At 36.1% G+C, this 26,763-nt stretch carries 31 protein-coding genes and 1 other annotated feature; of the genes, 4 read left to right on the plus strand and 27 right to left on the minus strand.

The window, feature by feature from the left end:
• Window positions 1-308: 308 nt before the first annotated feature.
• The 9 genes from AC0VYJ_RS17805 to istA all read right to left on the minus strand — a co-directional run bounded on the left by AC0VYJ_RS17805 (window position 309) and on the right by istA (window position 8,958).
• Entirely contained in the window at window positions 309-761 is a 453-nt protein-coding gene (locus tag AC0VYJ_RS17805) for a VOC family protein (protein WP_394171874.1), read from the minus strand.
• Window positions 762-914: 153 nt separating this feature from the next.
• A complete protein-coding gene (locus AC0VYJ_RS17810; protein WP_475365772.1) occupies window positions 915-1,097 on the minus strand; it encodes a hypothetical protein in 183 nt (60 codons plus the stop codon).
• A 232-nt stretch (window positions 1,098-1,329) separates the two neighbouring features.
• Window positions 1,330-1,515 (minus strand): hypothetical protein, encoded by a 186-nt coding sequence (locus AC0VYJ_RS17815; protein WP_475365773.1) that lies wholly within the window; start codon window positions 1,513-1,515, stop codon window positions 1,330-1,332.
• Between the two features lie 270 nt (window positions 1,516-1,785).
• Entirely contained in the window at window positions 1,786-2,247 is a 462-nt protein-coding gene (locus tag AC0VYJ_RS17820; RefSeq protein ID WP_098444768.1) for a hypothetical protein, read from the minus strand.
• Between the two features lie 39 nt (window positions 2,248-2,286).
• Window positions 2,287-4,293: a peptidoglycan D,D-transpeptidase FtsI family protein gene (locus AC0VYJ_RS17825; RefSeq protein ID WP_475365774.1), complete on the minus strand. Its 2,007-nt coding sequence runs from the start codon at window positions 4,291-4,293 to the stop codon at window positions 2,287-2,289.
• 25 nt (window positions 4,294-4,318) lie between these two features.
• A complete protein-coding gene (locus tag AC0VYJ_RS17830; protein ID WP_475365775.1) occupies window positions 4,319-5,884 on the minus strand; it encodes a hypothetical protein in 1,566 nt (521 codons plus the stop codon).
• On the minus strand, window positions 5,877-6,431 hold the full coding sequence (locus tag AC0VYJ_RS17835; protein WP_257147693.1) for a sigma-70 family RNA polymerase sigma factor: 555 nt from the start codon (window positions 6,429-6,431) through the stop codon (window positions 5,877-5,879). The genes AC0VYJ_RS17830 and AC0VYJ_RS17835 overlap by 8 nt, the downstream gene beginning before the upstream one ends.
• A 236-nt stretch (window positions 6,432-6,667) precedes the next feature.
• Window positions 6,668-7,423 carry an IS21-like element helper ATPase IstB gene (gene istB / locus AC0VYJ_RS17840; RefSeq protein ID WP_475365776.1) on the minus strand — a complete coding sequence of 252 codons (756 nt, stop codon included), beginning with the start codon at window positions 7,421-7,423 and terminating at the stop codon, window positions 6,668-6,670.
• Window positions 7,420-8,958 (minus strand): IS21 family transposase, encoded by a 1,539-nt coding sequence (istA, locus tag AC0VYJ_RS17845; RefSeq protein ID WP_475365777.1) that lies wholly within the window; start codon window positions 8,956-8,958, stop codon window positions 7,420-7,422. The genes istB and istA overlap by 4 nt, the downstream gene beginning before the upstream one ends.
• 447 nt (window positions 8,959-9,405) lie before the next feature.
• On the opposite strand from istA, the gene AC0VYJ_RS17850 reads away from it, so the two are divergent.
• A complete protein-coding gene (locus AC0VYJ_RS17850) occupies window positions 9,406-9,645 on the plus strand; it encodes a hypothetical protein (protein ID WP_475365778.1) in 240 nt (79 codons plus the stop codon).
• A gap of 231 nt (window positions 9,646-9,876) precedes the next feature.
• On the opposite strand, the gene map is transcribed toward AC0VYJ_RS17850, so the two are convergent.
• From map to AC0VYJ_RS17915, 13 genes are all read right to left on the minus strand, one after another.
• Window positions 9,877-10,620: a type I methionyl aminopeptidase gene (gene map / locus AC0VYJ_RS17855; protein ID WP_475365779.1), complete on the minus strand. Its 744-nt coding sequence runs from the start codon at window positions 10,618-10,620 to the stop codon at window positions 9,877-9,879.
• A 268-nt stretch (window positions 10,621-10,888) separates the two neighbouring features.
• The gene (locus tag AC0VYJ_RS17860; protein ID WP_475365780.1) at window positions 10,889-11,077 is read right to left on the minus strand and encodes a hypothetical protein; all 189 of its coding nucleotides are present in this window, start codon (window positions 11,075-11,077) and stop codon (window positions 10,889-10,891) included.
• A 105-nt stretch (window positions 11,078-11,182) separates the two neighbouring features.
• Window positions 11,183-11,803 carry a VanZ family protein gene (locus tag AC0VYJ_RS17865; RefSeq protein ID WP_475365781.1) on the minus strand — a complete coding sequence of 207 codons (621 nt, stop codon included), beginning with the start codon at window positions 11,801-11,803 and terminating at the stop codon, window positions 11,183-11,185.
• Between the two features lie 95 nt (window positions 11,804-11,898).
• Window positions 11,899-12,315 carry an HIT family protein gene (locus tag AC0VYJ_RS17870; RefSeq protein WP_475365782.1) on the minus strand — a complete coding sequence of 139 codons (417 nt, stop codon included), beginning with the start codon at window positions 12,313-12,315 and terminating at the stop codon, window positions 11,899-11,901.
• A 195-nt stretch (window positions 12,316-12,510) separates the two neighbouring features.
• Window positions 12,511-13,047: a GNAT family N-acetyltransferase gene (locus AC0VYJ_RS17875; RefSeq protein ID WP_475365783.1), complete on the minus strand. Its 537-nt coding sequence runs from the start codon at window positions 13,045-13,047 to the stop codon at window positions 12,511-12,513.
• A 103-nt stretch (window positions 13,048-13,150) separates the two neighbouring features.
• Window positions 13,151-13,588, minus strand: coding sequence for a GNAT family N-acetyltransferase (locus AC0VYJ_RS17880; protein WP_475365784.1), 438 nt, complete (start codon window positions 13,586-13,588; stop codon window positions 13,151-13,153).
• Between the two features lie 167 nt (window positions 13,589-13,755).
• Window positions 13,756-14,214, minus strand: a complete 459-nt coding sequence (locus tag AC0VYJ_RS17885; protein ID WP_475365785.1) for a hypothetical protein — start codon at window positions 14,212-14,214, stop codon at window positions 13,756-13,758.
• Window positions 14,215-14,342: 128 nt separating this feature from the next.
• Window positions 14,343-14,516, minus strand: a complete 174-nt coding sequence (locus AC0VYJ_RS17890; RefSeq protein ID WP_475365786.1) for a hypothetical protein — start codon at window positions 14,514-14,516, stop codon at window positions 14,343-14,345.
• 298 nt (window positions 14,517-14,814) lie between these two features.
• Complete coding sequence (locus AC0VYJ_RS17895) at window positions 14,815-15,474, minus strand: hypothetical protein (protein ID WP_475365787.1); 660 nt, start codon at window positions 15,472-15,474, stop codon at window positions 14,815-14,817.
• A 64-nt stretch (window positions 15,475-15,538) separates the two neighbouring features.
• Window positions 15,539-15,838, minus strand: a complete 300-nt coding sequence (locus AC0VYJ_RS17900) for a hypothetical protein (protein WP_303531087.1) — start codon at window positions 15,836-15,838, stop codon at window positions 15,539-15,541.
• A 160-nt stretch (window positions 15,839-15,998) separates the two neighbouring features.
• Window positions 15,999-17,459: a lysine--tRNA ligase gene (lysS, locus tag AC0VYJ_RS17905; RefSeq protein WP_475365788.1), complete on the minus strand. Its 1,461-nt coding sequence runs from the start codon at window positions 17,457-17,459 to the stop codon at window positions 15,999-16,001.
• A 98-nt stretch (window positions 17,460-17,557) separates the two neighbouring features.
• Window positions 17,558-17,826 (minus strand) — a binding site (T-box leader).
• Between the two features lie 443 nt (window positions 17,827-18,269).
• A complete protein-coding gene (locus AC0VYJ_RS17910) occupies window positions 18,270-18,437 on the minus strand; it encodes a hypothetical protein (RefSeq protein ID WP_283153700.1) in 168 nt (55 codons plus the stop codon).
• Window positions 18,438-19,043: 606 nt separating this feature from the next.
• Window positions 19,044-19,274, minus strand: coding sequence for a PF20097 family protein (locus AC0VYJ_RS17915; protein ID WP_283152820.1), 231 nt, complete (start codon window positions 19,272-19,274; stop codon window positions 19,044-19,046).
• 388 nt (window positions 19,275-19,662) lie between these two features.
• Here AC0VYJ_RS17915 and AC0VYJ_RS17920 point away from each other — a divergent pair, with 388 nt between their 5' ends.
• Complete coding sequence (locus AC0VYJ_RS17920) at window positions 19,663-20,676, plus strand: DUF3231 family protein (protein ID WP_475365789.1); 1,014 nt, start codon at window positions 19,663-19,665, stop codon at window positions 20,674-20,676.
• A gap of 203 nt (window positions 20,677-20,879) precedes the next feature.
• Here AC0VYJ_RS17920 and AC0VYJ_RS17925 read toward each other — a convergent pair whose 3' ends face one another.
• The 3 genes from AC0VYJ_RS17925 to AC0VYJ_RS17935 form a co-directional block, all read right to left on the minus strand.
• On the minus strand, window positions 20,880-21,182 hold the full coding sequence (locus tag AC0VYJ_RS17925; RefSeq protein WP_475365790.1) for a hypothetical protein: 303 nt from the start codon (window positions 21,180-21,182) through the stop codon (window positions 20,880-20,882).
• 171 nt (window positions 21,183-21,353) lie between these two features.
• Window positions 21,354-21,911, minus strand: a complete 558-nt coding sequence (locus AC0VYJ_RS17930) for a YdcF family protein (protein ID WP_475365791.1) — start codon at window positions 21,909-21,911, stop codon at window positions 21,354-21,356.
• A gap of 171 nt (window positions 21,912-22,082) precedes the next feature.
• Window positions 22,083-22,979, minus strand: a complete 897-nt coding sequence (locus AC0VYJ_RS17935; RefSeq protein WP_475365792.1) for an alpha/beta fold hydrolase — start codon at window positions 22,977-22,979, stop codon at window positions 22,083-22,085.
• A 595-nt stretch (window positions 22,980-23,574) separates the two neighbouring features.
• On the opposite strand from AC0VYJ_RS17935, the gene AC0VYJ_RS17940 reads away from it, so the two are divergent.
• Window positions 23,575-23,871, plus strand: a complete 297-nt coding sequence (locus AC0VYJ_RS17940) for a hypothetical protein (protein ID WP_475365793.1) — start codon at window positions 23,575-23,577, stop codon at window positions 23,869-23,871.
• A 67-nt stretch (window positions 23,872-23,938) separates the two neighbouring features.
• On the opposite strand, the gene AC0VYJ_RS17945 is transcribed toward AC0VYJ_RS17940, so the two are convergent.
• Window positions 23,939-24,661, minus strand: a complete 723-nt coding sequence (locus AC0VYJ_RS17945; RefSeq protein WP_283153676.1) for a YebC/PmpR family DNA-binding transcriptional regulator — start codon at window positions 24,659-24,661, stop codon at window positions 23,939-23,941.
• Between the two features lie 204 nt (window positions 24,662-24,865).
• Between AC0VYJ_RS17945 and AC0VYJ_RS17950 the strand changes: the two genes are divergently transcribed.
• Window positions 24,866-25,882: a DmpA family aminopeptidase gene (locus AC0VYJ_RS17950; RefSeq protein ID WP_475367516.1), complete on the plus strand. Its 1,017-nt coding sequence runs from the start codon at window positions 24,866-24,868 to the stop codon at window positions 25,880-25,882.
• Window positions 25,883-25,920: 38 nt separating this feature from the next.
• Here AC0VYJ_RS17950 and AC0VYJ_RS17955 read toward each other — a convergent pair whose 3' ends face one another.
• Window positions 25,921-26,679 (minus strand): SDR family NAD(P)-dependent oxidoreductase, encoded by a 759-nt coding sequence (locus AC0VYJ_RS17955; RefSeq protein WP_475365794.1) that lies wholly within the window; start codon window positions 26,677-26,679, stop codon window positions 25,921-25,923.
• Between the last annotated feature and the right edge of the window lie 84 nt (window positions 26,680-26,763).

The following is a 26,763-nucleotide window of genomic DNA, read 5'->3' on the forward strand; positions in this document are numbered from 1 at the left end:
GAACCTCTTCCTATTTTGCTTTAAATTCCAATGTATTACTAAATGCTCAATATCTTAATACCAATTATTTCAAAACGTCAACGATAATTCCATCTTTTATTTAATAAAAAAGAAGCTTATCTTATTACAGATAAGCTCCGAGATTGTTGAATAAGAATTCCCTTCGAATCGAGACGGATTGGCATATAACGTTTTCGCGTGAATCTGCTTCCCTACTTCTTCGAATTACTTTCACACTGCTTGTCTGTTTCAATTTTTACTTCAGTAATTTATATTTCAGTAAAGGCTCTTTATAATACCTCGCTTACTTATTTGTTACCGAGTTGTTCTGCCAAACCGATTAGAAGTCCTTCGATTCCACGAATGTAGCAGAGCCGATACGAGTCCTCGTATTGAACCATTTCTCCAACGAGCTGAGCACCATACTTAGTGAGTCTGGATACCATTTCGTCAATGTCTTCAACGGTGAACATGACGCGTTGATAACCGAGGGCGTTTACAGGAGCAGTCCGGTGATCTGATATAGTAGGTGGGGTGAGAAATCGCGAAAGTTCAAGTCGGCTGTGACCATCTGGGGTAACCATCATAGCAATCTCTACGCACTGAGAACCCAATCCTGTTACGCGACCAGCCCATTCACCTTCGACAGTGGCTCGCCCTTCGAGGTTCAAGCCAATCTCCTCGAAGAATGAGATTGCGTCATCAAGGGATTCTACAACGATGCCAACATTGTCCATTCTTAGTAATTTGTTTTTTGCCATAGTTAGATCACTCCTTCTTAATTTTGATCAAAGCTATCGACTAGTAGCACCGGACTCAGGTGAATTTATATTAAGTTATAACGTTCTTGGTCTTCCAGATAAGCTCCGAGATTCCGGAAAACTTGATTCCGAGATATTATAATCCTGTGATAATTAGATATTATGGCTTTTCCCTAATCTTACCCCATTAACAACAACACCAATTGACCCTGTAATAATAAATACATAGGTAATGAACAAAGGTGTTGAGGATAGCGTTTCAGTAAATAATCTAAACAAACCAACCGCAAAAATAAGAAAACTACCTATTAGTGCAACAACTATTCTATTCGTCATTTTCACTCCTCCTAAATAAGTTATCTTCCCTTTCAAAAATTTAATGCTTTAAATGGAGATTCAAGATTCTATTTAGCAATCACCAACACATATGTAATACCAATTATTTCAAATTAGTGCAAACAACTCAATCTTTTCTTTCACACTAAAAGAAGCTTATCTTATTACAGATAAGCTCCGAGCTTGTTGAAGACTCGATCTCAAATTAATCTATCTTGTAATGATCGAAGTTTTACGTTCGATCAGATTTCTCTTCTAATAACCTATCTATCTTCGCTTCCACTCGCCCTAGTCTAGACGCTCTCTTATTTAATAAAATGATGAGCATCACAATCCCTACAGGTATAGCTACTAAAAGAAGAAATGTAATAACCTGGAATATAACATCCCCAGTATTAAATCCAGCTGCTAATAACATAAAAAACCTCCAATTAAAATAAAAGTACATTCATAAAAAAATTGCTAACTTATCACTTAATTCCAATTATTTCAAAGCACACCCACATACTCAACCTTATTCTAAAAAAAGACGTAATTCCTCAGTTGGGGATTACGTCTGATAAATGAAGATTGATATTCCACGTTTACAAAGCTATGATATTAAAGAATTGCTCCGAGATTGTTGAAGACTCAAATTTGAGATAAGTTTGTTTTCCATATCTTAATTAACCATTTTGATAAATTTAACTTAGTAAACGACCTCCCCATAAGGAGTGACAAGGAGACTTCTTTTTTGAATAACGACTTTAATAGTTTTATTGATATTTTCCTTATCACTTAGCTTTTGAGGTTTTGGTTTTATCCCCTCGTACCACTCTTTGCCTTTTTCCTCTTCCACCCACCAGTCAAAATATACTTCAATATCATCTTGGTTGTAGTAATTGAATATTTCTTGCTCACTGAGAGAAGATGATAATTTCATGAAAGCGACTACCGTTGGATATCCTCCATTACCCCTAGGCCCTCCTCCATAGTTGTAGGCAAAATCATAACCTTTCTCAATTAGTACTGTGTTTGGAGGAATTGAATACTCATATAGTTCATTCGCGAATTCTTTTGCGTATCTATATTCTTGTCCATATATATAGTATACAAAAACACTAAATACAAGAATTGATATTACAAGTAAATAAACTGATTTTTTTTGCACTGATTTCTCCTCGATTCAAGATTTGAATAGAGATATGTTTTAGTCATTTCCTTTATCTTTCACTTCCATCTGATGTCCTGATTTTTTCATTTCAAAATACTTGTCCATTATCCGTTCGCTAATATCATGATTAATTTCATTAGTGTTATCGATATCTGGCACTACAACTGCAAAAGCGACTTCAGGATCATCAGAAGGAGCATACCCTACAAGAGTTAAATTATAGTTATCTTCTCCAAACTCTGCAGTTCCAGTTTTTGCGGAGGGGTTATAAGATTTATCACTAAAAAAATTGGCCGTGCCTTGATTAGTATGTGTAACCATCCATAGGCCCTTTTTAACTATATCAAAGTACTTTTGATCAATATTCACAGTGTTCATTACTTTGGGTGTATACTGATATAAAATATTGTTTGAAAGCTCATCTCCATTATTAGCTTCATGCACTTCTTTGAGTAAATGTGCCTCCATCCTTTGTCCATCATTTGCTACGGTTGAAATGTATTGAACCATTTGAATAGGGGTATAAGTGTCAAACTGACCAATACTGAGATCAAGCAAATTACCTAATATATTACTATTCCCCTCATAACCAGTTGCTTCAGAAGGGATATCCACTCCGGTGCTTACTCCTAAACCAAATCGAGAAAACACATTCCTCATTTTTGAATAAGCTTCTATATCGAAAGCCCCGCCTTGATTTTTTTCATACTTATGATTAGCTATTTCCATTGCAATATTAAACATATAGACATTGGATGAACGTTGAAGGGCAGTTAATTCATTAATACTCCCCATGTTCACATATGATTTCTTTGGTTCTGTTCCAGGAAAATATAGTGGAGTATCATAAAAATAAGTATTTGGTTGAATGGCCCTATAGTGAAAGCCCGTTAATACAGTAGCTGCTTTAACAGTAGATCCCATTGCATAAGCATCCATAAATGCTCCGTATGAACGATCTTCAAATCCCTTATTTGTTAGTTCTTGTCCTGAAGCTGCTAATATTTCTCCAGTTTTTGGCTCCATCATTACTGCATAAGCGCGTTCCAACGAATAATTTCCTTCTGAGCGTGCTTCTTGTATCTCTTCTTTTAAAATCTCATCTACAGATTGTTGAAGCTCCATATCTAAAGTTAACACTAGATCTCCGCCTCTGGAGCCCGGAATTTCTTCTGGATCTCCAATTGGATTTCCTTCTTTATCAGTTACAAATTTTGTTTTTGACGGTTGTCCCCTTAAATACTCTTCATATTGTCTTTCTAAGAAACTAATTCCCACATTATCATTTAATCCATAACCCTTTTGAAGATAAGCATCTACTTCCTCTTCGGCAATTTGTCCTGTATTTCCTAATAGAGTTTTTATTGTTTCATTATAAGGGTATTCACGAATCGCATCAGCTGCAACTTCTATCCCCGGGAGGTCACTCAGATGTTCGCTCACTTCAGCAATTTCATCTTTCGTCAAATCCTGTTTAATTGTTTGGGAAGATAATGCGTATCCACCATCCATTTCACGTTTAATGGCTGCAATTTCTAATTCTTTTTTTGAGATTTTATTTAGATCTGATTCTTTAATACGATCTAACTGTAACTGATACGCATCTTTGTCACTAAGATCTTTGGTTTCTTTATCGCTTAACTTCGATCTTGCCTCTTTTGGACGAGTAATAATCCAATAATCTTTCAAGTCTCTTTCAGTTATTTTTTCAGTCCCTTTCTCAATGTACTTTGAAAGATGTTCTGCCACTTCCAGTTTTTCTTGTTGAGTAGTCCCCTGTGTCTTAGTATAAGTAATAATAAAGGTAGGTTTATTATCTACTACAACTCTACCGTAACGATCAAACATCATACCTCTAGGGGAAGTTGTTTTAGCCTCCACATTATCTGTTTCTTCTACTTGATTTTCAAAATCATCACCTTGAGCTAATTGGAGATATCCTAAACGAAAAATTAAAACAGAAAACAGTAAGAATACGAACAAAAACAATATATTTAGCCGGTATGGTAAATGACTCCTTTTTTCTTTCTTTATGCTATTCATGATGCCCCCTGTAAACTATCCTACTTCAATCATTCTTTTTGAATGAGGCTAATAATCGTTTCGTTACTTCTGCAGAAATATCCTGGGTTACGATTTCGTATTTGTAATCATCAGATTTTCCAATAAAATGAGATTCCGGAATATTGTTAAGTTTGTAGCTAACCCAATGAATCCCATTTAAATCAAACTCTTCAAGCTTATCTTTCGCTCCTGTATCGAAATCTCCTATCGAACGAACAACAGCATCTTTATGATACTGACGAACGTATAAAAGTTTGGATCCTGAGCCATCTTCATCTTCATCCTTTTTATAGCTATAAGTTAGATAGGCCTGTTTATAGTCTTTATATTTTTCATAACTAGCAGAATAAAGTTCCAACTCCTTATTCTTGAATTCATATAAAAATGGTAGTTCTTTCTCAAGTCTCGTCAAGACGACATCGACTTCCTCTGGATAATAATCCGCGTGATCCACTACCTCTATATCTGCTTCTTTCGAATCTTCATAAGAAGGCTGATCTACTTCCATCTCACTATAATTTTCAAGATTAGGTATAAACTCTTTTGAGGAAATTGGTAGATTTATTTCTAAACGTTCTGGGTGTAGGTAGCTAGTCACCGCTCCATTTTGATCGTATACTTCATACTGCACGAGAATACCTGTGTCTTTATCTACCCAAAAACGAAATTGGTTACCTTTCATTCGATCTGTATCACTTTTTGGTATCTCGCCATATAAAACAATTGTATTATGGCCGAGTAGTTCTTCGTTTTGTTTTTCAATATCCCAAAGATTTTCTTCTCTTAAATAATAAGCTACTTTTTCATATGGAAACAAAGAGATATGGGCACTGCTATCCGGTGGACTTTGCCTGAATACGCCAGGAGAATCATAGAGCTTTCTTAACTCCACCTGGAATACTTCGTTTGGATAAACGGTTTGCTGTTTGCCGTTAACTTCAGGTTCATTCACATAATATTCCTCTCTATTGTTGTCAATTCTCCATACCTTTTGTCCATCATAAAATGTTTTATTTATATTGGACTTAACTCCCATTATCTCTTCATCATAAAAAGAGGTTGAGATCACAGATTCTCCAACATGTTCTTCCAAGCTAACCGTATACTCGATCCTTTCATTGCTTTCTGAGTTATCATCGTATACATTTTGTAATTCAAATTCTCCTGATGCTGTACTAAAATAATCAACAGTATTCAGCATTTTTGTAGACACATCTTCTTTTGACAAATCATCGTATAGTTCATCCTGAGCCGGGGGAGTGAAAAAGTTATCCTCATCGCCCGCCTTTATATCGCTTTTTAATTCACTTGTTTCATTTGTTGGAGATGCTTCATCAAGAGCCATGAACCCCAACTTATCCAGAGTTAAATAACCAATTCCAAACATAACAATTACCGTAAATCCTATACTTAACAAAAACCCTAATCTTTGCTGGATGTTGATTCTTGTCTTCTTTTGATTGTAATAAATGGCATTCTTGACGTTTCGTTTATGTTTATTGTCAAAATCAATATCTTTTAACACTGTTTCATTCATATCCTCTTTAAGATTCTTTAAGAAATCATCCATCTGTTTTACCTCCTTCGAGTCGTTTTTTTAACAAAATACGTCCTCTGTGTAAACGAGACTTCACTGTTTGCATTCGTATTTGCAACAACTCAACGATTTGGTTATAAGATAGTTCTTCATAATAATAGAGAATAATCACTTCTCGATACTTGACTGGTAACGACATAACCTGTTCAGAAAGCATTCTTTTACTTTCTAAATTTATCAATTCAGTTTCCGGAGTATCATATGTATGACGAGACTTTGAAAAGAAATCATTTAAAACGATATTTTTAAAGGACCAACTTCTCAGCTTATCCTTGCATAAATTTACAGTTATTCTATAAATCCAAGTTTTATAAGTTGAATCATTTCGAAAACTATCTAGATTTTTATAGCATTTAATAAAAACTTCTTGTGCGATATCTTCAGCAAGCTGTTGTTGTTTTGTATAGGTAAATGCTAAGCGAGTGATATTTCTTCCGTACTCGTTCATTAACCATTCAACTCGCTCTTCTTTGCTGAGATCATCTTCATATTCATCATCCCGTTTTTTACTAGTAATCATCTTTCACACCCTTTCACCTATTAGACGGAACATAGCTCATTTGGTTGTATTTTTTTCTGAAGGTTATGATGAATTTTCTTTGCTGGATTTTGAAAGGATACTTAAAGTGAGTATTGCGGAACGAAAAAGCCACTTGTGCGAAGTTTTGAGCCATCAATTGCGGAGAATGGAGCCAGTGAATGCATAGAAGAGAGCCACCGGGTAAATTTCACTAGTGACTCTCTGCTTTAATATGGTCAACGAGGAGCGACTAAACTATGCCTTTCACGCATTGATATGTGGCCATCGATTAGTATTTTATAAGAGTCATGGACAATCCGGTCAAGAATCGCATCAGCTACCTGGGCTTGTCCGAGTTTGGAATGCCACCCTTCGGGTGAGAACTGGGAACAAAAGATGGTAGAAGTCCGCTTGAGCCTCGCGTCGATAATTTCTAAAACGTGGAGTACTTGATCTTGAGACAGCTCACTCAGGAGCCATTCATCCAATATCAATAAATCAATCGATCTGTACTTTTTAATCAGTTTGCGAAAACTTCCATCTGCCTCATGTTTGGCAACTGCGAGTTCATCCAATAATTCGGGCAATCGGATATATTTCACCTTGTAGAACTGCCGGCAGGCCTGAATGCCGAAAGCATTTGATATCCATGTCTTTCCATTGCCTGAAGCGCCCATAAGGATAATATTATGATGCTTCTGAAGATAGGTGCCGGACGCCAGCTCTAAAATTAACTGCTTATCCAACTTACGGTCAGCGTGATACTCGATCAGTTCAACGGCTGCGCTCGAGTCATCAAATGTGGCTTGTTTAATCAATCGGTCTAACTTATTCGACCTTCTGCGATCATATTCCGTATCCACCAATAGGTTAAAACGATCATCAAAATCCATGCCTTGGAAGTCTTTATTTTCATTCTGTAGTTGATATAAGTCCGCCATTCCACTCATCTTCATGTCCATTAACTTTCGTAAGGTTTCTTGGTTGATCATTTTTTATCCCTCCCAAAATAGGTAGCGCCTCTGGTAAAACCATAGTCCTCTGTCTGCGGTTCCCCAACTAGCTGTTTGTTCGCTTGCTTTTTCTTCTGCCTCTCCAAGATGCTTTTAAGAACGGCAACGGTGGGATGGGAGGATATCTCCAGTAAGGTCTTGGTCGCTTCCTCAAGCTCTGATTCCGTTCTTTTAGAGGCTGTACTTCTCAATCCGTTCAATATATTCAAAGCTTTCTTTTCAACATTTGTTTTCAAGATATGTTCAACCAGACGTTGCGTATTCGGTCCGACAGTCCTCGCCCATTTACGGTTGTTTTCTGGATTGTGATCGAGATAAAGCCGATGGTGGTCTGGCATGTGATCCGGATTTGTGGCATACGAATCTTCTGATTTTTGTTTACGTGGATGGGATGCAATCCGCACATCTTTAAAGTACAATTCAATTACATCCGCAGTGATTCGGACATCGACATCCTCGCGGACGTATTCATAGGGGACGGAATAGAACTTATAGTCCACTTGAACGTGGTAGTTCGGTTGAACTTTGGCAGTTGCCCATTCCGTCATCTTGAACCGTGTTGGAGGTAGAGGATGAAGGTGGCTCTTCTCCTCTTCTTCAAACACTTTGAACCTAGAACCCTCGCGCTTTTGGAAATTCATCGTATTGATTTCTTCCAGCTTTTCAAAGATTCGTGCATTCAAATCCTCGAGATGAAAACACTGATAGTTTCGTAATGATGCAATGATCTGCCTTGATATGTATCCGACAGTTCCTTCTACACTCGCTTTGTCTTTCGGCTTTCTGACGCGACTGGGCACCACAACCGCCCGGTAGTAATCGGCTAATTCCCGGTAAGCTTCATTGATCATTGGGTCGCCCCGGTGGGGCTTAGTCACGCCCGTCTTCAAATTATCAGGTACCAATGCCTCGGTAACGCCTCCAAAATATTCGAATGCATGAATATGTGCACGCAGCCAGGAAGTTGATTTCATATCAAGAAATGCCTCTACATAACTCAACTGACTGTAGGGAAGAGTGGCAATGAACACATACGCTGGTATAACCTCTCCGGTCGAATTATCCATGATTTTAAGCGTCGTTCCTGCCCAGTCCACCTCTAAAATCTCGCCTGGCTTTCTTCTAATTGGCATGGTCAGCTTATGCTTCTTTGCGAAGTTCCCATATTTTTCAGCGAATGTCCGATAGGCATATGGGACTTTTCCATCTTCTCTAGCTGCACTTGCATATTCGTTGTGCAGAAGCGTCAGGGTGACATTTTTCTTTTGTAGTTCTTTGTGAACCCACTCAAAATCAACGGGGCAGTATCCCTTTTCAATTGCTTGTTTCTCCGGGAACAAGTAAGTCCCAAGCCACTGATTATTCATGGAATCCTCTAACCCCCTTAACCCTCTTTCCTTAGCCCGCTGGACAACTTCAGCGATTGTATTTCGCGAGTGGCCGGTACTGGAACTGATCGTCCTCTGGCTTATGCCATCGAACTCCATCCCCAGAATCTTCCGATAATTAACCATAAAAAAATCCTCCTTCTACACAAGTGTCATGCTTTATAGGCATGTCCCTTAAGTATACCGGAGGTATATTGTGAAAATATGTTTTTGTGGCACTCTACTCCGCAAATGGTGGCTCTATCTTCCGCAATCGGTGGTTTAATTTTGCGCATAAGTGGCTCATTCACCATGCAATATTCACTTAAAGTGAGGACACCACACGAAATCAATAGAAGTTAGATATGTATTGACCCTTAGATAAATGGATCGCTCTTATTCGGTAATGAGAAGAACAGAATTAAAAGTATAACACTATGCATAACCAATTCAATAATCATAGAAAGCAAGGAAAATTTCCATAGAAAAAAGAGCTTATCTTATTGAAGATAAGCTCCGATTATATTGAATAAGAAGTATAACTATTGTAGTGTATAATCGAAATGGTAAATTCCATCCAAAAGGAGGTAGATCTTGAAAAAACCTCATATTTTTAATATCTTGTCAGGCATTCTTATTACTATCATATGGATTTATCAGATTGTAGCAAATGGAGCCTACCCTTTGTTACCACTATTGATGATTGTATTGGTCCTGATATTATACATAATGGAACGAAAGGGCGTAGACACTGTTTATTGGGCTGCACCAACTATTGTATTGCTCCTAATTAGCTTGTGGGCTATGGTTCCAGAATTCTTTTTTGGACCTTAAAAAATTTCTCGTCACAACAAATTCTATTCAGGATTACCGACTATAGATCAAAAGACAACCAGCAGTAAAAATTAAATGTGTTACTCGCTAATATCTCAAAAAAGAGCTTGGTACGGCTTATATGGTTCCAAGCTCTAAAAACGTTTTTTGCTCCGTAAAAAGCTCCGAGATAACGGAACAAAGGACTTAATTAATATTCTTGAATTGCGCTCGATTGCCGTATTGTGCTTTTTATAATGTAGTAATAATTGGTCCTTCATTTGTAAGAATAACCGTATGTTCGTATTGAGCCACAAAGCTTTCATTGGTTAAGAAAGTCCATCCATCTTCAGATTGGAAAACTTCCTCTTCAAATGTAGAGATCATAGGCTCAAAGGCAATTACCGCACCATCTTTTAAGATTTCATCATCCCAACTAGCGAAATAATTAAAAATATGTTTAGGTTCTTCATGAAGCGAACGTCCAATACCGTGTCCTGTAAGATTTTTTATTACTGTTAACCCATGGCGTTTCGCTACATTGTGTGCAGCCTTTCCAAGAGCACTTTTTTTTGAACCTGGCTTTGCCTGCTTAAGTCCAGCATGGAATGCTTCTTTAGAAACGTCACATATTTTTTGTAATGCCGCGTCTCCTTTCCCTACTACAAATGAAATTCCAGTATCTGCATAATATCCGTTTTTTGAACCTGAAACGTCTATATTCACTAAATCTCCTTCATGGATGACCCGTTTTCTCTTCGGTATCCCATGCGCCACTTCATTATTTATACTAATACACGTATACCCAGGAAAATCGTATTCTCCTTTTGGCGCAGATTGAGCTTCTGCCTTTTCAAACATCTCTCTTGCAATTTCATCCAGTTCTTTTGTGGTAATTCCGGGTTTCGTACTAAGGACCAATTCATCACGAATCGCTCCACAAATTTCACCAATTATTTTCAATCCATCTAAATCCTTTTTAGCTTTTGCAACCATTGATATCCCCACTTTTTAATGTATTTTATGATTAGTATTCCATTTAGTTTCTAGCATAAACTGAACAGGTTTTTCTTCAACAATCTCTGGCCCTCTTATGGATTGAATATAACAACCTCTTATTCCGTTAAACTTCCCTGTTATTAACTTAAACAAAAAGGAGCGTAATCCTTTTTAGATTAACGCTCCGAGTTTGTGGAAGATTGTCATATTACTTCCAATACTCGATTACTGTAACCATTAGTGAAAATACCTAGTAGGAGATTACTCATATATCTATACCAAAAAAATTTAATAGTTCTGAAACGATTTCATCACTTCCTGGTGTAAACATAAATATTGAGAACGCAATACTTATGACACCTATCAATACCAAGCCATTTCTTTTATTCCCAAGTAGCCCCTTAACAACTAAAAATATTCCTACAAATAATATTAAGAAATACCAAAACCCCATAACCTCACCCCTTAATAGAATAACGTTTCGTCAAATCTTGCACCAGATTGCTAAGGGATAACCACTGTGTAGCTATCGCTCTGAGATACTTTAATAAAGGGAAATTCAATTATTCATTAGTCCACTTGATCGTTGGGATGGTGTCATAGCCTTACTCAATTTAGCAAATATCATTTTATAAACAAGGAAACCCAAAACAGTCCCTAGTACATTACAAATAACATCGTCAATATCGACTACGCGTCCCAATCCAATTCCTAAAAGAAGTTCAACAAATTGTAGGCATTCTATAGATAAAGAGGCAAGAAGTCCAAGTAAAAGTGTATTCTTTAGCCTCTTGTACATATCTAATAACATCGGAGCAAAGAATCCCAACGGCATCAGCAATAGTATGTTACCACCAACATTTTTCACTATCAGCTTGAGCATAAACAGTGTATCTCCATTATAAGCTGTACCTATTTGTTCAATGTCTCTGAATATAGAGGTAAGAGGAGTGTAATTTAATGACCTAAAAGAATTCATTCCGTACGTGTTATCACCTAATACCAATGGGAATAGCGTTACTGAAATAACCACAAATATGTATATTACAGCTAGCATTCTTAATAATTCTTTCAACCATATAAAAGACTTTTTGTATTTAAGTTTTAATGCGAATATTCCCCTCACCGCTATGTAACATATTATTCCAAAAACAATAACCACTTCTCCATCAACTAACAAACTTATCAACCATCCTTAATACAGTGAGAATAATGTATTCTAAAAGTGAGCTTCCCTTTGTTATTCAAACATCGCTCCGAGTTTGTGGAAGATTACTACTTAAGTGCCTTTAGTTTTTCTCTTCTATTTTCAGGTTGCTTTAGCCAATAACGTAATCCTCTACCAGACAATGGTTCGTCATTATATCTTGGTATCACGTGAAGGTGACTATGGAAAATAAATTGATTTGATACTTCGCCGACATTCCAACCAAGTGTATAACCATCTGGAGAAAACTCTTCATCTAAGAATTTCTTAGCATCCTGTAAAAGGTCATATGTATCGTTCCACTCTTCTTTCGTTAATTCAAATGCATTAGCGTGGTGGTTCTTAGGAACAATGACTCCACATCCTTCTAATACATCTTGTTGTTCGTTATGTTGTAAGAAATAACAAGATTCATTCTCAAATAATATGTTTTGATCCTTGTCCTTATCTGGGTTACAAAAAGGACAGGTTTCTTCATATGCCAATAAAATTTCCCCTTCCTTATTTTAAAACTATTCTGATATTAACATAAATTACAGAACCCTACTCAAGGTTTTTCCTGCCAGGTCGATGGGTTAAACAAAAAGGAGCATTATCCTTGGTCGATCAACGCTCCGATTAACTGGAAGACTTGAAATCAAGATAACAGGAATGGTTTTTTTAACGTTTTTTCGTATTCTCTAATCTATTTTTCGTTGGGACCATTCTCTCTCTAAAATACTCATCTCCCACAAACTCCAGTATTCTTCACCAATTTTTCTCGAATCTCTTAGTAAACCTTCTTTGATAAATCCAGCCTTTTCATAACAAGCAATTGCTGATGAATTAAAGTCAAACACACCAAGACTGACTCTATGTAAATATAGTTCATCAAATGCTACTTTAAGAATTTCGGTCATCATATGTTTGCCGATCCCTTTTCCTCTTACATTCTTATCGCCGACTAACACTTTCCCTACTCTCGCAGACTTATTTCCTCTATCGATTTTACCTAATGAGATATGTCCGATTACTGTGTCAGTCTCTCTATCAAAGACACTATAAATCAATACATCAGAATCATCATTGTTAGCATCCTTCAAATAAACACCAAGCTGATCTTCATCCAATGGAAAAGTGAAATTAGGACCTCCCCATTGTAGTAGGAACTCAGGAGTTTCAATCCAATTTATAAGTTTTTCAAAGTCAGCACGTTCAAAAGGTTTCAATTCAATCATTATAAATGTCTCCTCTTTCATTTTGAATCGCTTTAGTCACATTAAAACGATAACTGTTTTTTATTCCGGTTTTTATCCTCGGGGTGATTGCAACATATAAGGTTTACTTTAAATTTGTTTTGAATACATAACTTACTTTGGCATAATCCATTTTATTTTCATAGAAACTGTGTGCGTCTTTACGCTGTAACCCTGAAGATAATGCAACACTTTCATATTTATTTTCTTTTGCCCAATTATGAACGTAGGTAAGTAGTTTTTCACCATATCCTCTTGACCGCATATTAGTGTCGGTAACTAAATCACAAACCCATACAAATCTACCGTAATATAGAGTGGTCATAGGTTTAAATCCAGTTACTGCAACGATTTCTTTCCCATGAAATAAGGCAAACATTTTATACCTTTCTATTTCTTTTGCCTCTAATACTAGGTCAAGAAATGTATCTTCATCTAAGTGAGCTCGTAATTGTTTCATAACAGGAAATGCTTCAATAATTTGAGCCTTTGAGTGTAGTTCTTTAACACTTAATGAATCCATTACAGATTTCCCCTTTTTTAAAAATTTAGACAGAGTATAACATAACCCTTTATTCCATAAAACTGTTCAAAACATTCATAGAGCGCTTACCTTTTATTCAGCAAGCGCTCCGATAAACCAGAAGACTTGGGATCAGGATAAATTCTAAAATTCACCCTAAATTAGTGTTAATTTAGATCGATGTTACCCACATATTGAACATCTCCCATATCAGAAGACAGATTCACTTCTAAGATATAATTACCTTTTGAATCTGGAAATTGAAAACCATTAGATTTATTTACAGGCAATTCAATCTCTTCATTGTTTTGCCACAGAGATACTTGAAACTCTTCTAATTGAAAATCAGAATGTCCTAATTCTAGGTTTCCTTCTGAACCAGCATTGACCTTAATTTGATTCTGTTCGATTCCTAATGATTGAAAATCAACAACAGTCTTTTTGTATTCCTCATTAGGACCTTCCCAATTCACGGAAGCCTTTTTAAGCTCATATGAATCATAATCGTTTAGATGATGGTACCAAACTGTCATTGTTGGAGGAGTGAAATCGTAATCCTCCCCTATACAGGCGGTCAATAAAAATATACACCCTAAACTTACTATAGAAAATATTGAACGAATCATTATCAATTCCTTTCTCTTTAATGTTCAAATAACAGCAACTTTGGAGCATAAAGCAAAAACTCTTTTAAACTATCGCTCCGAGATTGTTGAATGTCGTAGTTGCTTACCTTAAGTTTTTGGTAATATGATTAGTTTTTAATAGTCTTTGAAAAGTTAATTCTTGATCCAATAGCAATAACAATAATTGCTATTAATCCTAAGATGTTAATAGTTGTTCTAGTGGTTTCACTAACTACAAACAGATTAATAACAAATGAACCTGCTACTATCAATAAAAGAAGAAAATATAAACCTTTTTTCATAATGTCCTCCCATTTCTTTTTTGTGTTCTTTAGTTTTGCTACTTAATCTTTTTTCGCTCAAAGGTAATGAAAGAATGGACATATAAATGGTTGGAACATCAACTCAAAAAAGATTCAGGACAAATGGTATCAGCGAGAGTGCTAAACAACCAAATCCAAAGGTCAATATTACTTTGCACAACTCTTTTTTCTCTTTATTGTCTAAAGTCAAAATAACCACCACCTTTAAAACTTATTGTATATAGGTGCCCTGATCTATTAAACAATTGCTCCGAGATTGTTGAATATAATCGGATATCTACTTTCTCAATTGCACTATGGTTTCTGCAAAGGGAGAATGAAAAGTAACAGATTGTCCATCAACCCAATTAGCATTATTAATTCCTAACACTTCTAAATTTCCAGCACTTGATCCTCTGGTCACTATCCTTACAGTTTCACTATTTAACTTCTTCACTACAAGCGGAACGGCAGTTCTTCTATAAAAATTATAGAAGTGATTTGTTTCTCCTAACGCTGCTTCTCTATGCTCTATAATAATCATTTTTTCTTTTGATGGGGAATCAATAGTTGAATACGAATTGTTTTCTACTATATTGAAAAAACACATTAAACCTAGAACAGGTAACACTAACACCGTAGTTAGTATGATCCAAAATTTTTCTAAGTTAAGTCCATTAGCTAAAACACAAGAAGCTACATATGTGAGGGCTATTGGAATAATTAAACTAGTTGATTTTAGAAATAAGAAGTAATAACCCTGAATCGATAAAATAATGACAAACACATCCAAAAATGCAACGCAAATTACAAATAGCTTCAGAGAAAATTTTAACGTCTTCATCCTATTAAAAAGATTAAATAAAGTTTCTTTATTATTGCTCGGTTTCTTCTTAAATAGCTTGTATATAACCAAACAAAACCATAGCATAAGTATTACGAAAATGCTCGATACCATTAATAACACCCTTCAAAGTATTCAACCATGTCTTTAAAGATAAGTTTCTTCCTAAAACAAAATTTTAGTTACTGGAATGATCGGTTGTTTCTTCTAATATTACAGGATCTGGTTCTCTTCCAAAGGAAAGGGTTGAATTATATATAGACATTTCAATTTGGTTATTTCCTTCAGCTTCAATCGATTTCTTTAATTCTTCAAGTTTGCTTCTTTTTTCCGGAGATGCCACTTCAGCTGCTTTGATATGAACCTTTTCGTCATTATTAGCTATTGAAGAAAGATCTAAAATCATAAAATAAAAAAGAACTCCTCCAACCACAAATAATGTTAACAGTGCTATAACTATACTTTTCGTTTTTACCAATACGATCATCCTTTCGGATAAGTAAGTTATTCCTTTAGATTGATCAAACCTCTAATACCAATTATTTCAAACCAATGCAAATAACTCAATCTTTTCTTACAAATAAAGGAGCCTATCTTATTAAAGATAAGCTCCGATTTAATGGAATTAAGGTTTAACTTCACAATTTTTTAGTCAATGGGAATATCGTGCAATCTTTTATCGTTTCACAATTCGTTAATACCATCAATAATCGTTCGATTCCAAATCCCCAACCTGATATAGGAGGCATACCATACTCCATTGCTGTTAGGTAATCTTCATCCATCTCCATAGCTTCTAAGTCTCCGTTGCCTTTTAACTTCGCTTGAGTTTCCAACCTTTTTCTTTGTTCAATCGGATCAACAAGTTCAGAATACGCGTTAATAATTTCCGCACCATTTACGACTAATTGGAAGCGATCTGTAATAGACTTATTCTCATCACTAGCTCTTGCAAGTGGTGATAAATCAATAGGATGTTGGATTAAAAAAGTTGGTTTTACAAGTTGAGGTCTACACGTCTTTTTGTAGAGTAAATCAATGAAATTTCCTCTTCCTAAAGAGTCAATATCTGAATGTTCTAATTCAATGTTTCTTCGTTGAGTTTCTTCGTAAAGATCTTTTACGTTAGGATAAAGATCTATATCTATTTCAGTTTCTTTGAGAATCAAATCCCTAAATGAGATCACTTCCCAATCTAGTGAAAAATCAATAGACTGACCTTGAATACTAATAGTCGTAGAATCAAATGTTTGATCTAGTATAAATAATACCATTTCACGCATAAACATCATCGTATCTTCATAATTCCAGTAAGCGGCATACCCTTCAACCATTGTGAATTCTTGAAGATGTTGGGGACTTATACCTTCATTTCGAAAACACTTCGCAAATTCGAAGACTTTTGTAAATCCACTAACGATTAACCTCTTCAAATACGTTTCTGGCGCTATTCTCAAGTTAAGTTCAGTTTCCAATGCATTATGATATGTCCTAAATGGTTTTGCAAGTGCCCCAGATGAAGTATGCTGTAACACCGGTGTTTCGACTTCTAGGAATTCTTGGTCTTCAAAAAACCTACGGATGGAACGTATCATTTTGCTCCTATTGAGTAATCGATTTTGCGTGTCTTTTGTCATCATTAAATCTAAATAACGCTGTCGATATCGAAGCTCAACATTACTTATACCGTGCCATTTCTCAGGAAGGCTTCGCAATGCCTTCCCAAGAAAAACATAACTTTCGATCCGCAAAGTTTTTTCGTTCGTTTTTGTGATATACATTCGACCTTCCACACCTATGAAATCTCCTGTATCAAATACCTCTTTAAAATGCTCAAACGCTAGATCGCCAACCTCATCCTTTTTTAAAAGAAGCTGCATACTTCCTTGTATATTCGAGATGGTTATAAAGATTAGCTTCTTAAAGTTTCTAATACTCATTATTCTTCCTGCTATCCTGACTTCAGAAGTTCCATCTTTTAGTTGAGACGCGTCAAAGAGTTCATAATTTGTTGTAAACCTTTCAGGGTAAACTGAAATACCCTGGGACTTTAACGTCTCTAACTTTTCAATTCTAACCTTTGATTCTTCATTAATCATAAATTTCGCTCCATTCGTTTTTTTCTTCAATAAGTTTAAATTTTTATGGATTCAACTTTCTGATCAACAAAAAAACTCCCACCCCCAAGATTATTCATCTTGAGGACGAGAGTTTATAGCTCCGTGTTACCACCTCAGTTTATTGATATGTCACCATATCAACCTCTTCGGGTACGGCAATTTATGATACATTGATTATACCCTATCTCTTTAACGGGAGATCCCGTCGCAGTATCACTATGAAAACTCATAGATCCGTGCGAAGCTCAGAGTTTTTATTCATTATAATCATTACTGCCCCTTTTCACCTGCCGGAGGCTCTCTGGAAATAATAGATCATAATTACTCGTCTCTTCAAAGCCTGTTATTCCGTATTGAATATTGAAAATATTATATATTAGATGATTTCGTAAGTCAATTAGCATTTTAAATCGTCTCTGACTTATTACGTTAATCTTCCCTAAACCTGCATAGAACGCTTACTTTTTATTAAGCAAACGCTCCGAGTTTGTCGAAGACTTGAATTGAAGATATTTACAACTGCAACAAATTACGTTAGGTGTACTATTGTCTTCTTCTATAATGATTAATTAAAAATCCTACTACTATCACTAACAGAACAATTAGTCCTACAAAAAACAATGGTAAGGCATCAGGTGCATTCTCTACTATAATATGTAAAACCCAAGCTGATACGAAGTAAAGAACGAAAAAAATACTTATAACTCTTATGAATCTAATGACCATTTGTCCTCCTTAAATCGAATTATGGGTAACCCTCTCAATATTCAATTCTTGCTCCGATTTAATTCAATAAAGAGAATAACTTGGTTTCACATCACTTTCTGTATAAATGTAAACTAGCATTAAGACACATAAAACATCATTAAATAAAACAGCCATTAAACCAGCGCTGTTGAAACCAAGATAAACAGCACCAACAAGTAACAATAGAACCAAGAGAAGTTTATCCATCATTATCCACTACCTTCTCCTTTTAATTATTTCTATTTACTCCATTTATCTACTCAATCATTTCAATACCAATTATTTCAAATTTCAATGACTAACTCAATCTTTATTTTATTCAAATTAGAGCTTATCCTAATTACAGATAAGCTCCGATTTAACGGAAGATTGAATTATTATCTACTAGCCATCGTAACAAAGTCTATATTCAAGTCACATTTATTCAAGTGCCAAATATCAGAGTGCCAAAGAAGAGATAAATAAAGGGGAACATTATTAAGACGCCGTTTCCTACTATAGCAGCTATTGAAAAAACACTCTTTTTATAACCCAAAGCCTTCGCCGCGAAAAGGAGCCCTATTGTGCAAAATAGTAATGGAAAGAATATAGGCAATCCTTGCAGCTTGTTGAGCGTAATAAAATCCAAGAAAAAATTAGCGATGAATAAAACGGGAATCAAGAATAATAAATAAGAAATTACTAATAGTAGTCTATACAATTTAAAGCCTCCACCCAATATTTTTAAAAAAATTTGATTCCATCAGTTGACTATCCCTCTTCCAGATATGCTCCGATTTAACGAAACAATAAACTCAATTCAAAATTACTTTACTGCTATTTTATATCTTTGTTTTCACCATGTTTGAAAATAACTACACTACACTCTTCACACCTTAACGCTGGAACTTTTTTGACTTTTAACCATGCATCACCTATTAATATTTCACTTCCAAAATCCGCAAAGATGGAATCAGGTGAGTCTGACCAGCAAATTCTTCGAGGAGAGAAAATATATCCTTGCTTCAATTGGTTACCACATTCAGGACACATTACAACATCGTCCATTGTTAATTACACCACCTTCATCGTAGCGTTCTTAATGGAATAACTGGTTAGCCTGCACCTTCAATTTTAAATTAACTTTTATTTTGCCCGATGATTATGTAATAAGGACGAGTACTTTATAAAGTATTAGCTCCGAAATAACGGAACAAAGGACGTGATCCAATATCCTTGAATTGCCTTCAAAAACTACTTAATTAATGGCACAGAATATGGGTTAGGTAGACCTTGAATATCACCTTCTTTCAAAATGCTTATGATCAATTGTCTTTTTCGTATAGGGATCCTATTTTCGCGATCTTTATAGGATAAGCCACAACTTCATCTTACATATATAGTTACATAAAGGATAAACTGAAGGTTAGACCATATTTGATTTGGAGTGAAGACAATGGAGTTCATTCAACGTACCGGTATCAAATTAACATCAGCAGAGATAACAACTTTATGGGCTACATACATGAATGACAGTGGTTCCATCTGCCATTTAAAATACTATCTTAATACAGTGGAAGATACTGAAATTAAATCTGTTATTCAATATGCATTAGACATTTCACAATTGCACGTGAACACAATAACACAGATTTTTACTCAGGAAGGTTATCCTGTTCCTCATGGTTTTGAATTAAATGAAGACGTTGATGTGACTGCCCCGAGGTTGTTTTCTGATACTTATTTATTAAATAATGTTAATTATCTTGGTAAAATTGGTATAAATGTGTATAGCACGGCAACAACTGTAGCAGTCAGAGAAGATGTTTATAGCTTCTTTAGTCAGTGTTTACGGGAATCAGACAATCTTATTAAACAAACGAATGATTTATTATTGGCAAAGGGGTTGTATACTAGGTCACCATACCTCCCAAAACCTGAATCCTATGATTTTGTAAAACAGAAAAGTTTTTTGGCAGGCTTTTTTGGAGAAAAAAGACCCCTTACTGGTACCGAAATCACAAACCTATACACCAATTTTCAAAGAAACGCATTAGGGGCAGCCACACTGATTGGTTATAGCCAAGTTGCACAGGATGAAGAAGTAAAACAATTTCTGTTAAGAGGAAAGGAAATGGCAAATAAGCATTGTGAAATATTTGGTTCATTTTTAAAAGAAAGTGATTTACCCTCCCCTATGACATTGGATACAGAGGTTACTGATTCTATTACGCACACTTTTTCTGACAGAATAATGATGTTTTATACAACAAGTTTAATTGCACTTAGTGTAGGATACTACGGGGGAAGCATATCCATGAGTCCAAGAAGGGATATTGGGGTTATGTATAGCCGATTAATTGCAGAAATATTAAAATACGCTGAAGACGGGGCTAAGATTTTGATTAAACATGGATGGATGGAAGAACCTCCACGGGCTTTAAACCGTGATGAACTATTAAAACAGTGACGCAGCAATGGATAAAAGCAAAGTTCTTGAAGCAATATTTTGGAGTAATACATTACCTGGCTTTGCACGTATCCTAAACGGAAAAATATTATAAGGGTTCTTGTTTATAGTTTTGGAAACCTTATTTAACGTTAAATCAAACATGATTCGCTCCGATTTAATCGATGACTTGAAACTGAGATAAATCGGTTGATATTCTTCATCTACTCAAAATTCATAGGTGGATCTCGAAAAAGATCCCTTTTTTTCATATACTCGCTAGCTTTAGTTTTATTACTTTGATTTGAAACATATAAAGCTTCGTTCCTCTCTCTATAATATGAAATGAATTTTTCCTTCGAAATAATTCCCTCATCAATCGCATTTTTCACAGCACAATTTGTTTCTTTCGTATGAGAGCAATTAGAAAACCTACATCTCTTCGATAATTCAATAATATCCCTATATCCATCCTCTAAAGTAGCTTGAAAATCAACTATTTCATTTAGCTTCTTTTTAAATGTCATGGATTAACCCCTTATTCTTTAGTTATGCTAACCTATTACTTAATTTCAATAAATTAAGATATTAATCCTTCATTCAGTATTATTAAGTTATCTCAAACCCAAACCTGGATAGAGCGCCTACCATTTATTCAGCAAGCGCTCCGAGATAACTGAAGACTCCGTATCAAGATATTATCGTACAACCCATTTCGGAATAAAACTTCCAAAGTATTTACCAATCTTCTCTACCTCAGTCATGACCCGTCTTATACCAACTTCCGTGGTAAACCAATTCTCTTTAGTAATACCGAATCGATCTTCTACTGGAGAAACCATAAAATTAGTGTTCTTTGGAAATGCATCCTGATAACAAAGCAATGCTCTTCGAGAATGTCCTGCTTTACATACAATAATAACCTTTTCATATTTAATACCTTTACTCTGTAAGACTTCTAAAGAAAAACGTGCATTTTCTAAAGTATGCTGTGCTTCGTCTTCTCTAAGAATTACTTCGTTTGGCACCCCGTTTGTAATACCAATGTTTCTTAGATACTCCCACTCAGATGTACCTACATGGGGTTTGTATCCACCTGAGGGAAGGATGTATGGAGCCATTCCATTCTTATATAGACATGAAGCCTTTTCCATTAGCTGCGGATGATTAGCACCGGGTACCAATATGACATCAGCTGCAAATACTTCAGTTTCAACGAAAATAAAGTCAGTTATACAATCATATGGATTAGACAATGTTATAAACCCTTTCGTAAATAAACTTATGTTGGGAAATAATCCTATTCAATAATTGCTCCGAGATTCCGTAAGACTTGAAGTCAAGATATAAACTTAATGTTGTGCGAAAATCTTTCTTTTCTAACTTGACAAACACCCCGATTAGTCAGGATCAGTATTTATGATTTTTCAGTGAGTTGATATGAATTCTTTTATTACTTTTGCATACGTTTCTGGTTCCTCGTACCTCGGAAAATGCCCACTTTCATTAAATATAGATATTTTACGGTTGGTCTCTCCATTCGCAAATGCAGTCAGTTGATCATTACTGGTCACCCAATCATATTTACCTTTCATCAATATCATCGGACAAGTAATCGAATCGAGTTGCGGTAACAATGATTCAAATACTTTCCCTTCTTGATATAACTTTTGTTGATGATTCGCTGCCCGTTCCCAATTTTCCTGTGGAATACCGGAGTTTTCAACAAGACGATCAAAGAATTGTTTGTCTTCCCCATGGACATACAAATTGTCCTTATGTTCCCCCAAGTCAATAAGAGCCTCTATACATTTTTCCCAAACCTTTTCAGTTTCTCTTATCTTTGAAGCAGCAAGGTACTCATTGACCTTTTCATATTTTTCTAATCTTTTATACTCCTCAACTGCTCCCGTAATTAGTGAGCGAGCAGAGCTCTCCAGGTCAAGCGTCGGGCATTCCAACAATAGATATGTTACCTTCTCCGGATAATCCAATTGATATTGAACAGCCCAATACCCGCCAAATGAATGACCAATGAGACCCCACTTTTCTATACCCAGTTGGTTACGAATAGCTTCACAGTCCTCTACCAGATCACGAATTCCGAAAGACTCTTCGTTTTCGATTGGATCCGATCGAAGCACCCCTCTTTGATCTATTGCAATGACCCTCATAAATTTTGAAAGTCGTTTACCTTGATGTTCTATGAAATCATAGGAACCAACTCCAGGTCCGCCATGTAAATACAAAAATACAGGTAGATGGTCATCACCATGAACCTCATAATAGATTTTCTTATTATTAACCGTTAAATAGTCAGACACACACTTTCTCCTTCCTTATTAAACTGATAATTATATAATTAAGTCAGTAATAATTTAAATGAATATCCTTTTGGGTCAGATTCTACAAGTGAACCCTTTAGTTGAAAATTATGTTTCCAATTAATCCAATTAGAAGCATTAAAATAAAGCTTCCAAACAGCAAATACCCAACCAGCTTAATATGCATGGGTAATTCCTATCCCATTTTCAGTATAATATTCCATATATTGTTTAGAGGCTATAGCATTATTGAACGTTTTATTTTGGTTTCCATTACTCACAGACGTATTGCATCTCCAATATAGAAGTTCAACGAATTCCTCATTCTCATCTGCCTGAAACCCTCATATTAAACATACGATTTAGACTGAATTTAGTTTCATAACGCTAATTATCTTGAATTCAAGTCTTCCACAATCCTGCCCTTTAACTGAACAACTACTTCTATTATCCTCATCACCAATATTAACATATTATTCCACAAAATCACTGAACTCCACTATTCACAAAACATATTTTCTAATAAACTTCGGTTAAAAACGTTCAAAAAAGAAAAGACTAGAAGCATTCTATTGTATTGGGAAGGAATTTGGTCATGACATTTCCTGTTATTCATACAAACTTCTGGGACGCTGTTCTTGCGGTGCCTGTAGTGATGATTCTTACACAATTAATCAAGATTCTCACACCTATACCTCGGACCTTTGTTCCAACACTAGCGATTATTCTAGGACTTGTGATATCAGTCTTTTATAGCCATCCTCATCAACTTGTAGCTGGTATCTTTATGGGTTATTTTTACGGATATGCGGCGATTGGAAACTATGCATCCTTAAAGACATCGCTTCTAGCATTAAAGAAGAAAAGAAGAAATAAAGAACATTTTTCATAATCGAATGTCAATCCATATTAAAAGAGCGGACCTCCGAAATCCGGAAGCACGCTCTTTTGTCTTTGTTTTATTCTTCGCCTAGTTCAACGTTATGATATACCTGTTGCACATCTTCTAATTCTTCAAGCGCATCGATCATTTTCAAGAACTGCTCCTGATCTTCTACGGCAAGCTCAACGTCATTTTGGGCAAGCATCGTAAGTTCAGCTACGGTAAACTCAGTAATCCCCGCATTTTTAAATGCTTCCTGCACCGCATGGAACTGGTCAGGCTCAGCATAGACGATAACAACCTCATCTTCTTCCATAATGTCACGCACATCTAGATCTGCTTCCATTAACAGCTCAAGTACTTCATCTGCTGATTTGCCTTCAATCCCGAATACGGCTGTTGAGTCGAACATGTAGGCAACTGAACCGTTCACGCCCATGTTTCCACCATTTTTCCCAAATGTTGAACGAACGTCAGATGCCGTGCGGTTTACGTTGTTTGTTAACGTATCAACGATCACCATGGATCCGCTTGGACCAAATCCTTCATAACGAAGCGTGTCGTAATTTTCATCTGCTCCGCCTTTCGCTTTTTCAATCGCACGGTCAATGATTGCTTTTGGTACGTTGTATGTTTTCGCACGTTCGAGAACTAAGCGAAGAGCCTGGTTAGCTACTGGATCCGGTTCACCCTGCTTTGCTGCTACATAAATTTCACGACCAAACTTTGCATAAATTCGACTTGTATTCGCATCTTTTGATGCTTTCTTTTCCTTAATGTTATTCCATTTACGGCCCATTCTATTTCACTCTTTTCTACTAGTTATCTGTTGCATGACAAATTCAAATTACTCTCTATACGTCTCGTCAATTATACCATATTTTACAGTTAACATTTGCTTTAGGGACTTGGATGAAATAGAAATAATAGTAAACTAATAGAAAAAAGGAGTGATCATTTGAGTCAGAAAAGATTGCGAGATTACGGAGTTACAATCGGGGAAATGGAGCCTGGCGAAAAAAATGCGATTACGGACGTGGAAGGAGTAACCGTCGGACATACCACTCTGAATAATGGGGAGGTTCAAACTGGCGTAACAGCGATCCTACCGCATCAAGGGAATCTGTATCAGCAGAAACTAATCGCATCAAGCTATGTTCTTAACGGGTTTGGTAAAACAATGGGAACCATTCAGCTGAATGAGCTTGGTACGCTTGAGACGCCAATTATCTTAACGAATACGTTAAGTATCGGAACGGCTGCCGATGCGGTCTTTGATTATATGTTGGAACAAAATCCTGAGATTGGTAACACGACCGGGACGGTTAATCCTATTATCGGCGAATGCAATGATATGTTCTTAAATGATATTCGAGGGCGTCACGTTCGAAAGCATCACGTTCATGAAGCAATCGCAAATACTTCTAGTACATTAGAGGAAGGCTCTGTTGGAGCTGGGAGAGGCATGCTATGCTACTCGTTAAAAGGTGGAATTGGCACTGCTTCAAGAAAAATAAAACTCCAAAATGGGAGCTATACCCTTGGTGTCCTTGTTGTCACGAACTTTGGTATTCTTCGTGATCTGCACGTGAATGGAAAGAAAGTAGGCAAGAAGTTAAAAGAAGCTCTTCTTCATTCATGGGAAGAAAGAGATAAAGGGTCCGTCATGGTGATTGTTGCAACAGATCTTCCCGTTTCTGAAAGACAGCTTCATCGTATTATTAAACGGGCTTCTACAGGTCTTGCAAGAACAGGATCCATTATCACAACAGGTAGTGGTGAGGTTATCATTGGGTTTTCCACCGCTAACACAGTCTCTCATCAATATAAACCGCAAACTCAATATCTAGAAACCATTCATGAAGAAGAAATCGACACCGCTTTTCGTGCCGTTGGGGAAGCGACGGAAGAAGCCGTTCTGAATTCGTTAGTAACCGCAACAAATGTGATTGGACGAAAAGGGAATGAGAGACCAACGTTAATGGATTTACTTCAGAAATTTAGTATGAAACTTACATAAAATAAAAATCCTCCCGTCATCACGACAGGAGGATTTTATTAACGGTTGCGTGCTACATAAGGATAGATTGGGTTTTTCAATTGGAATTCATACGTATTGCCATCAACGATTCCAACGACCTTATTGCTATCGTAAAGATCTAGCATAAAGTCTGCCATTTCTTTTGCTGTATGGAACTTTGGCACAGTGCCTTCATATTCGAAATTATCTACATCCATTGAACGGTTTGCAAATTCTGTCTCCGTCGCTGCTGGTGCCAGAACTTTAGCCTGCATTTTTGCCCCCTGTCCTTGAAGCTCCTGTGCAAGTCCTTCTGTAAAGGCACTTACAAAGAATTTCGTTGCACAATACGTCACGGCATCGGCTACGATCGTATAGCCTCCACCAGATGAAACGTTAATCAATTGCGTTCCTTCTACATTCGCATAGTCACGAACATACAAGGACGAAAGAATCGTTAACGCCTCATTGTTCAAACGAAGCATTGTTTCAATTTTAGGAAGCTTCTGCTCACCAACTGGATCGAAATTACCGAATCCTGCATTGTTAATAAATGTTTCAATTTCAATATTTTCTAAGCTTTCATAAAATGCGTAAACATTATCATTCAAAGATAAATCCGCTTCACGAATAATCACATCAAGGTCAGAATTGATTTTGTGTACTTCGCTTTTCAACTCTTCTAATTTGACTGTGCGACGCGCAGCAATGACAAGGTTCTTCCCTCTTGTCGCAAACGCTAGTGCAGCTTCATATCCAATACCTGAACTTGCTCCTGTAATAACGGTGTACTTCATGCCAATCCCTCCACTTATTCATTATGATACAATCTTATTGTAGACGTTTGAGTGCACTCTAAGTCAAACGATAACTAAAAAGTG

The sequence above is a fragment of the Anaerobacillus sp. 63XJN7_5_ISO-PGPR-S23-430 genome, assembly GCF_056173695.1.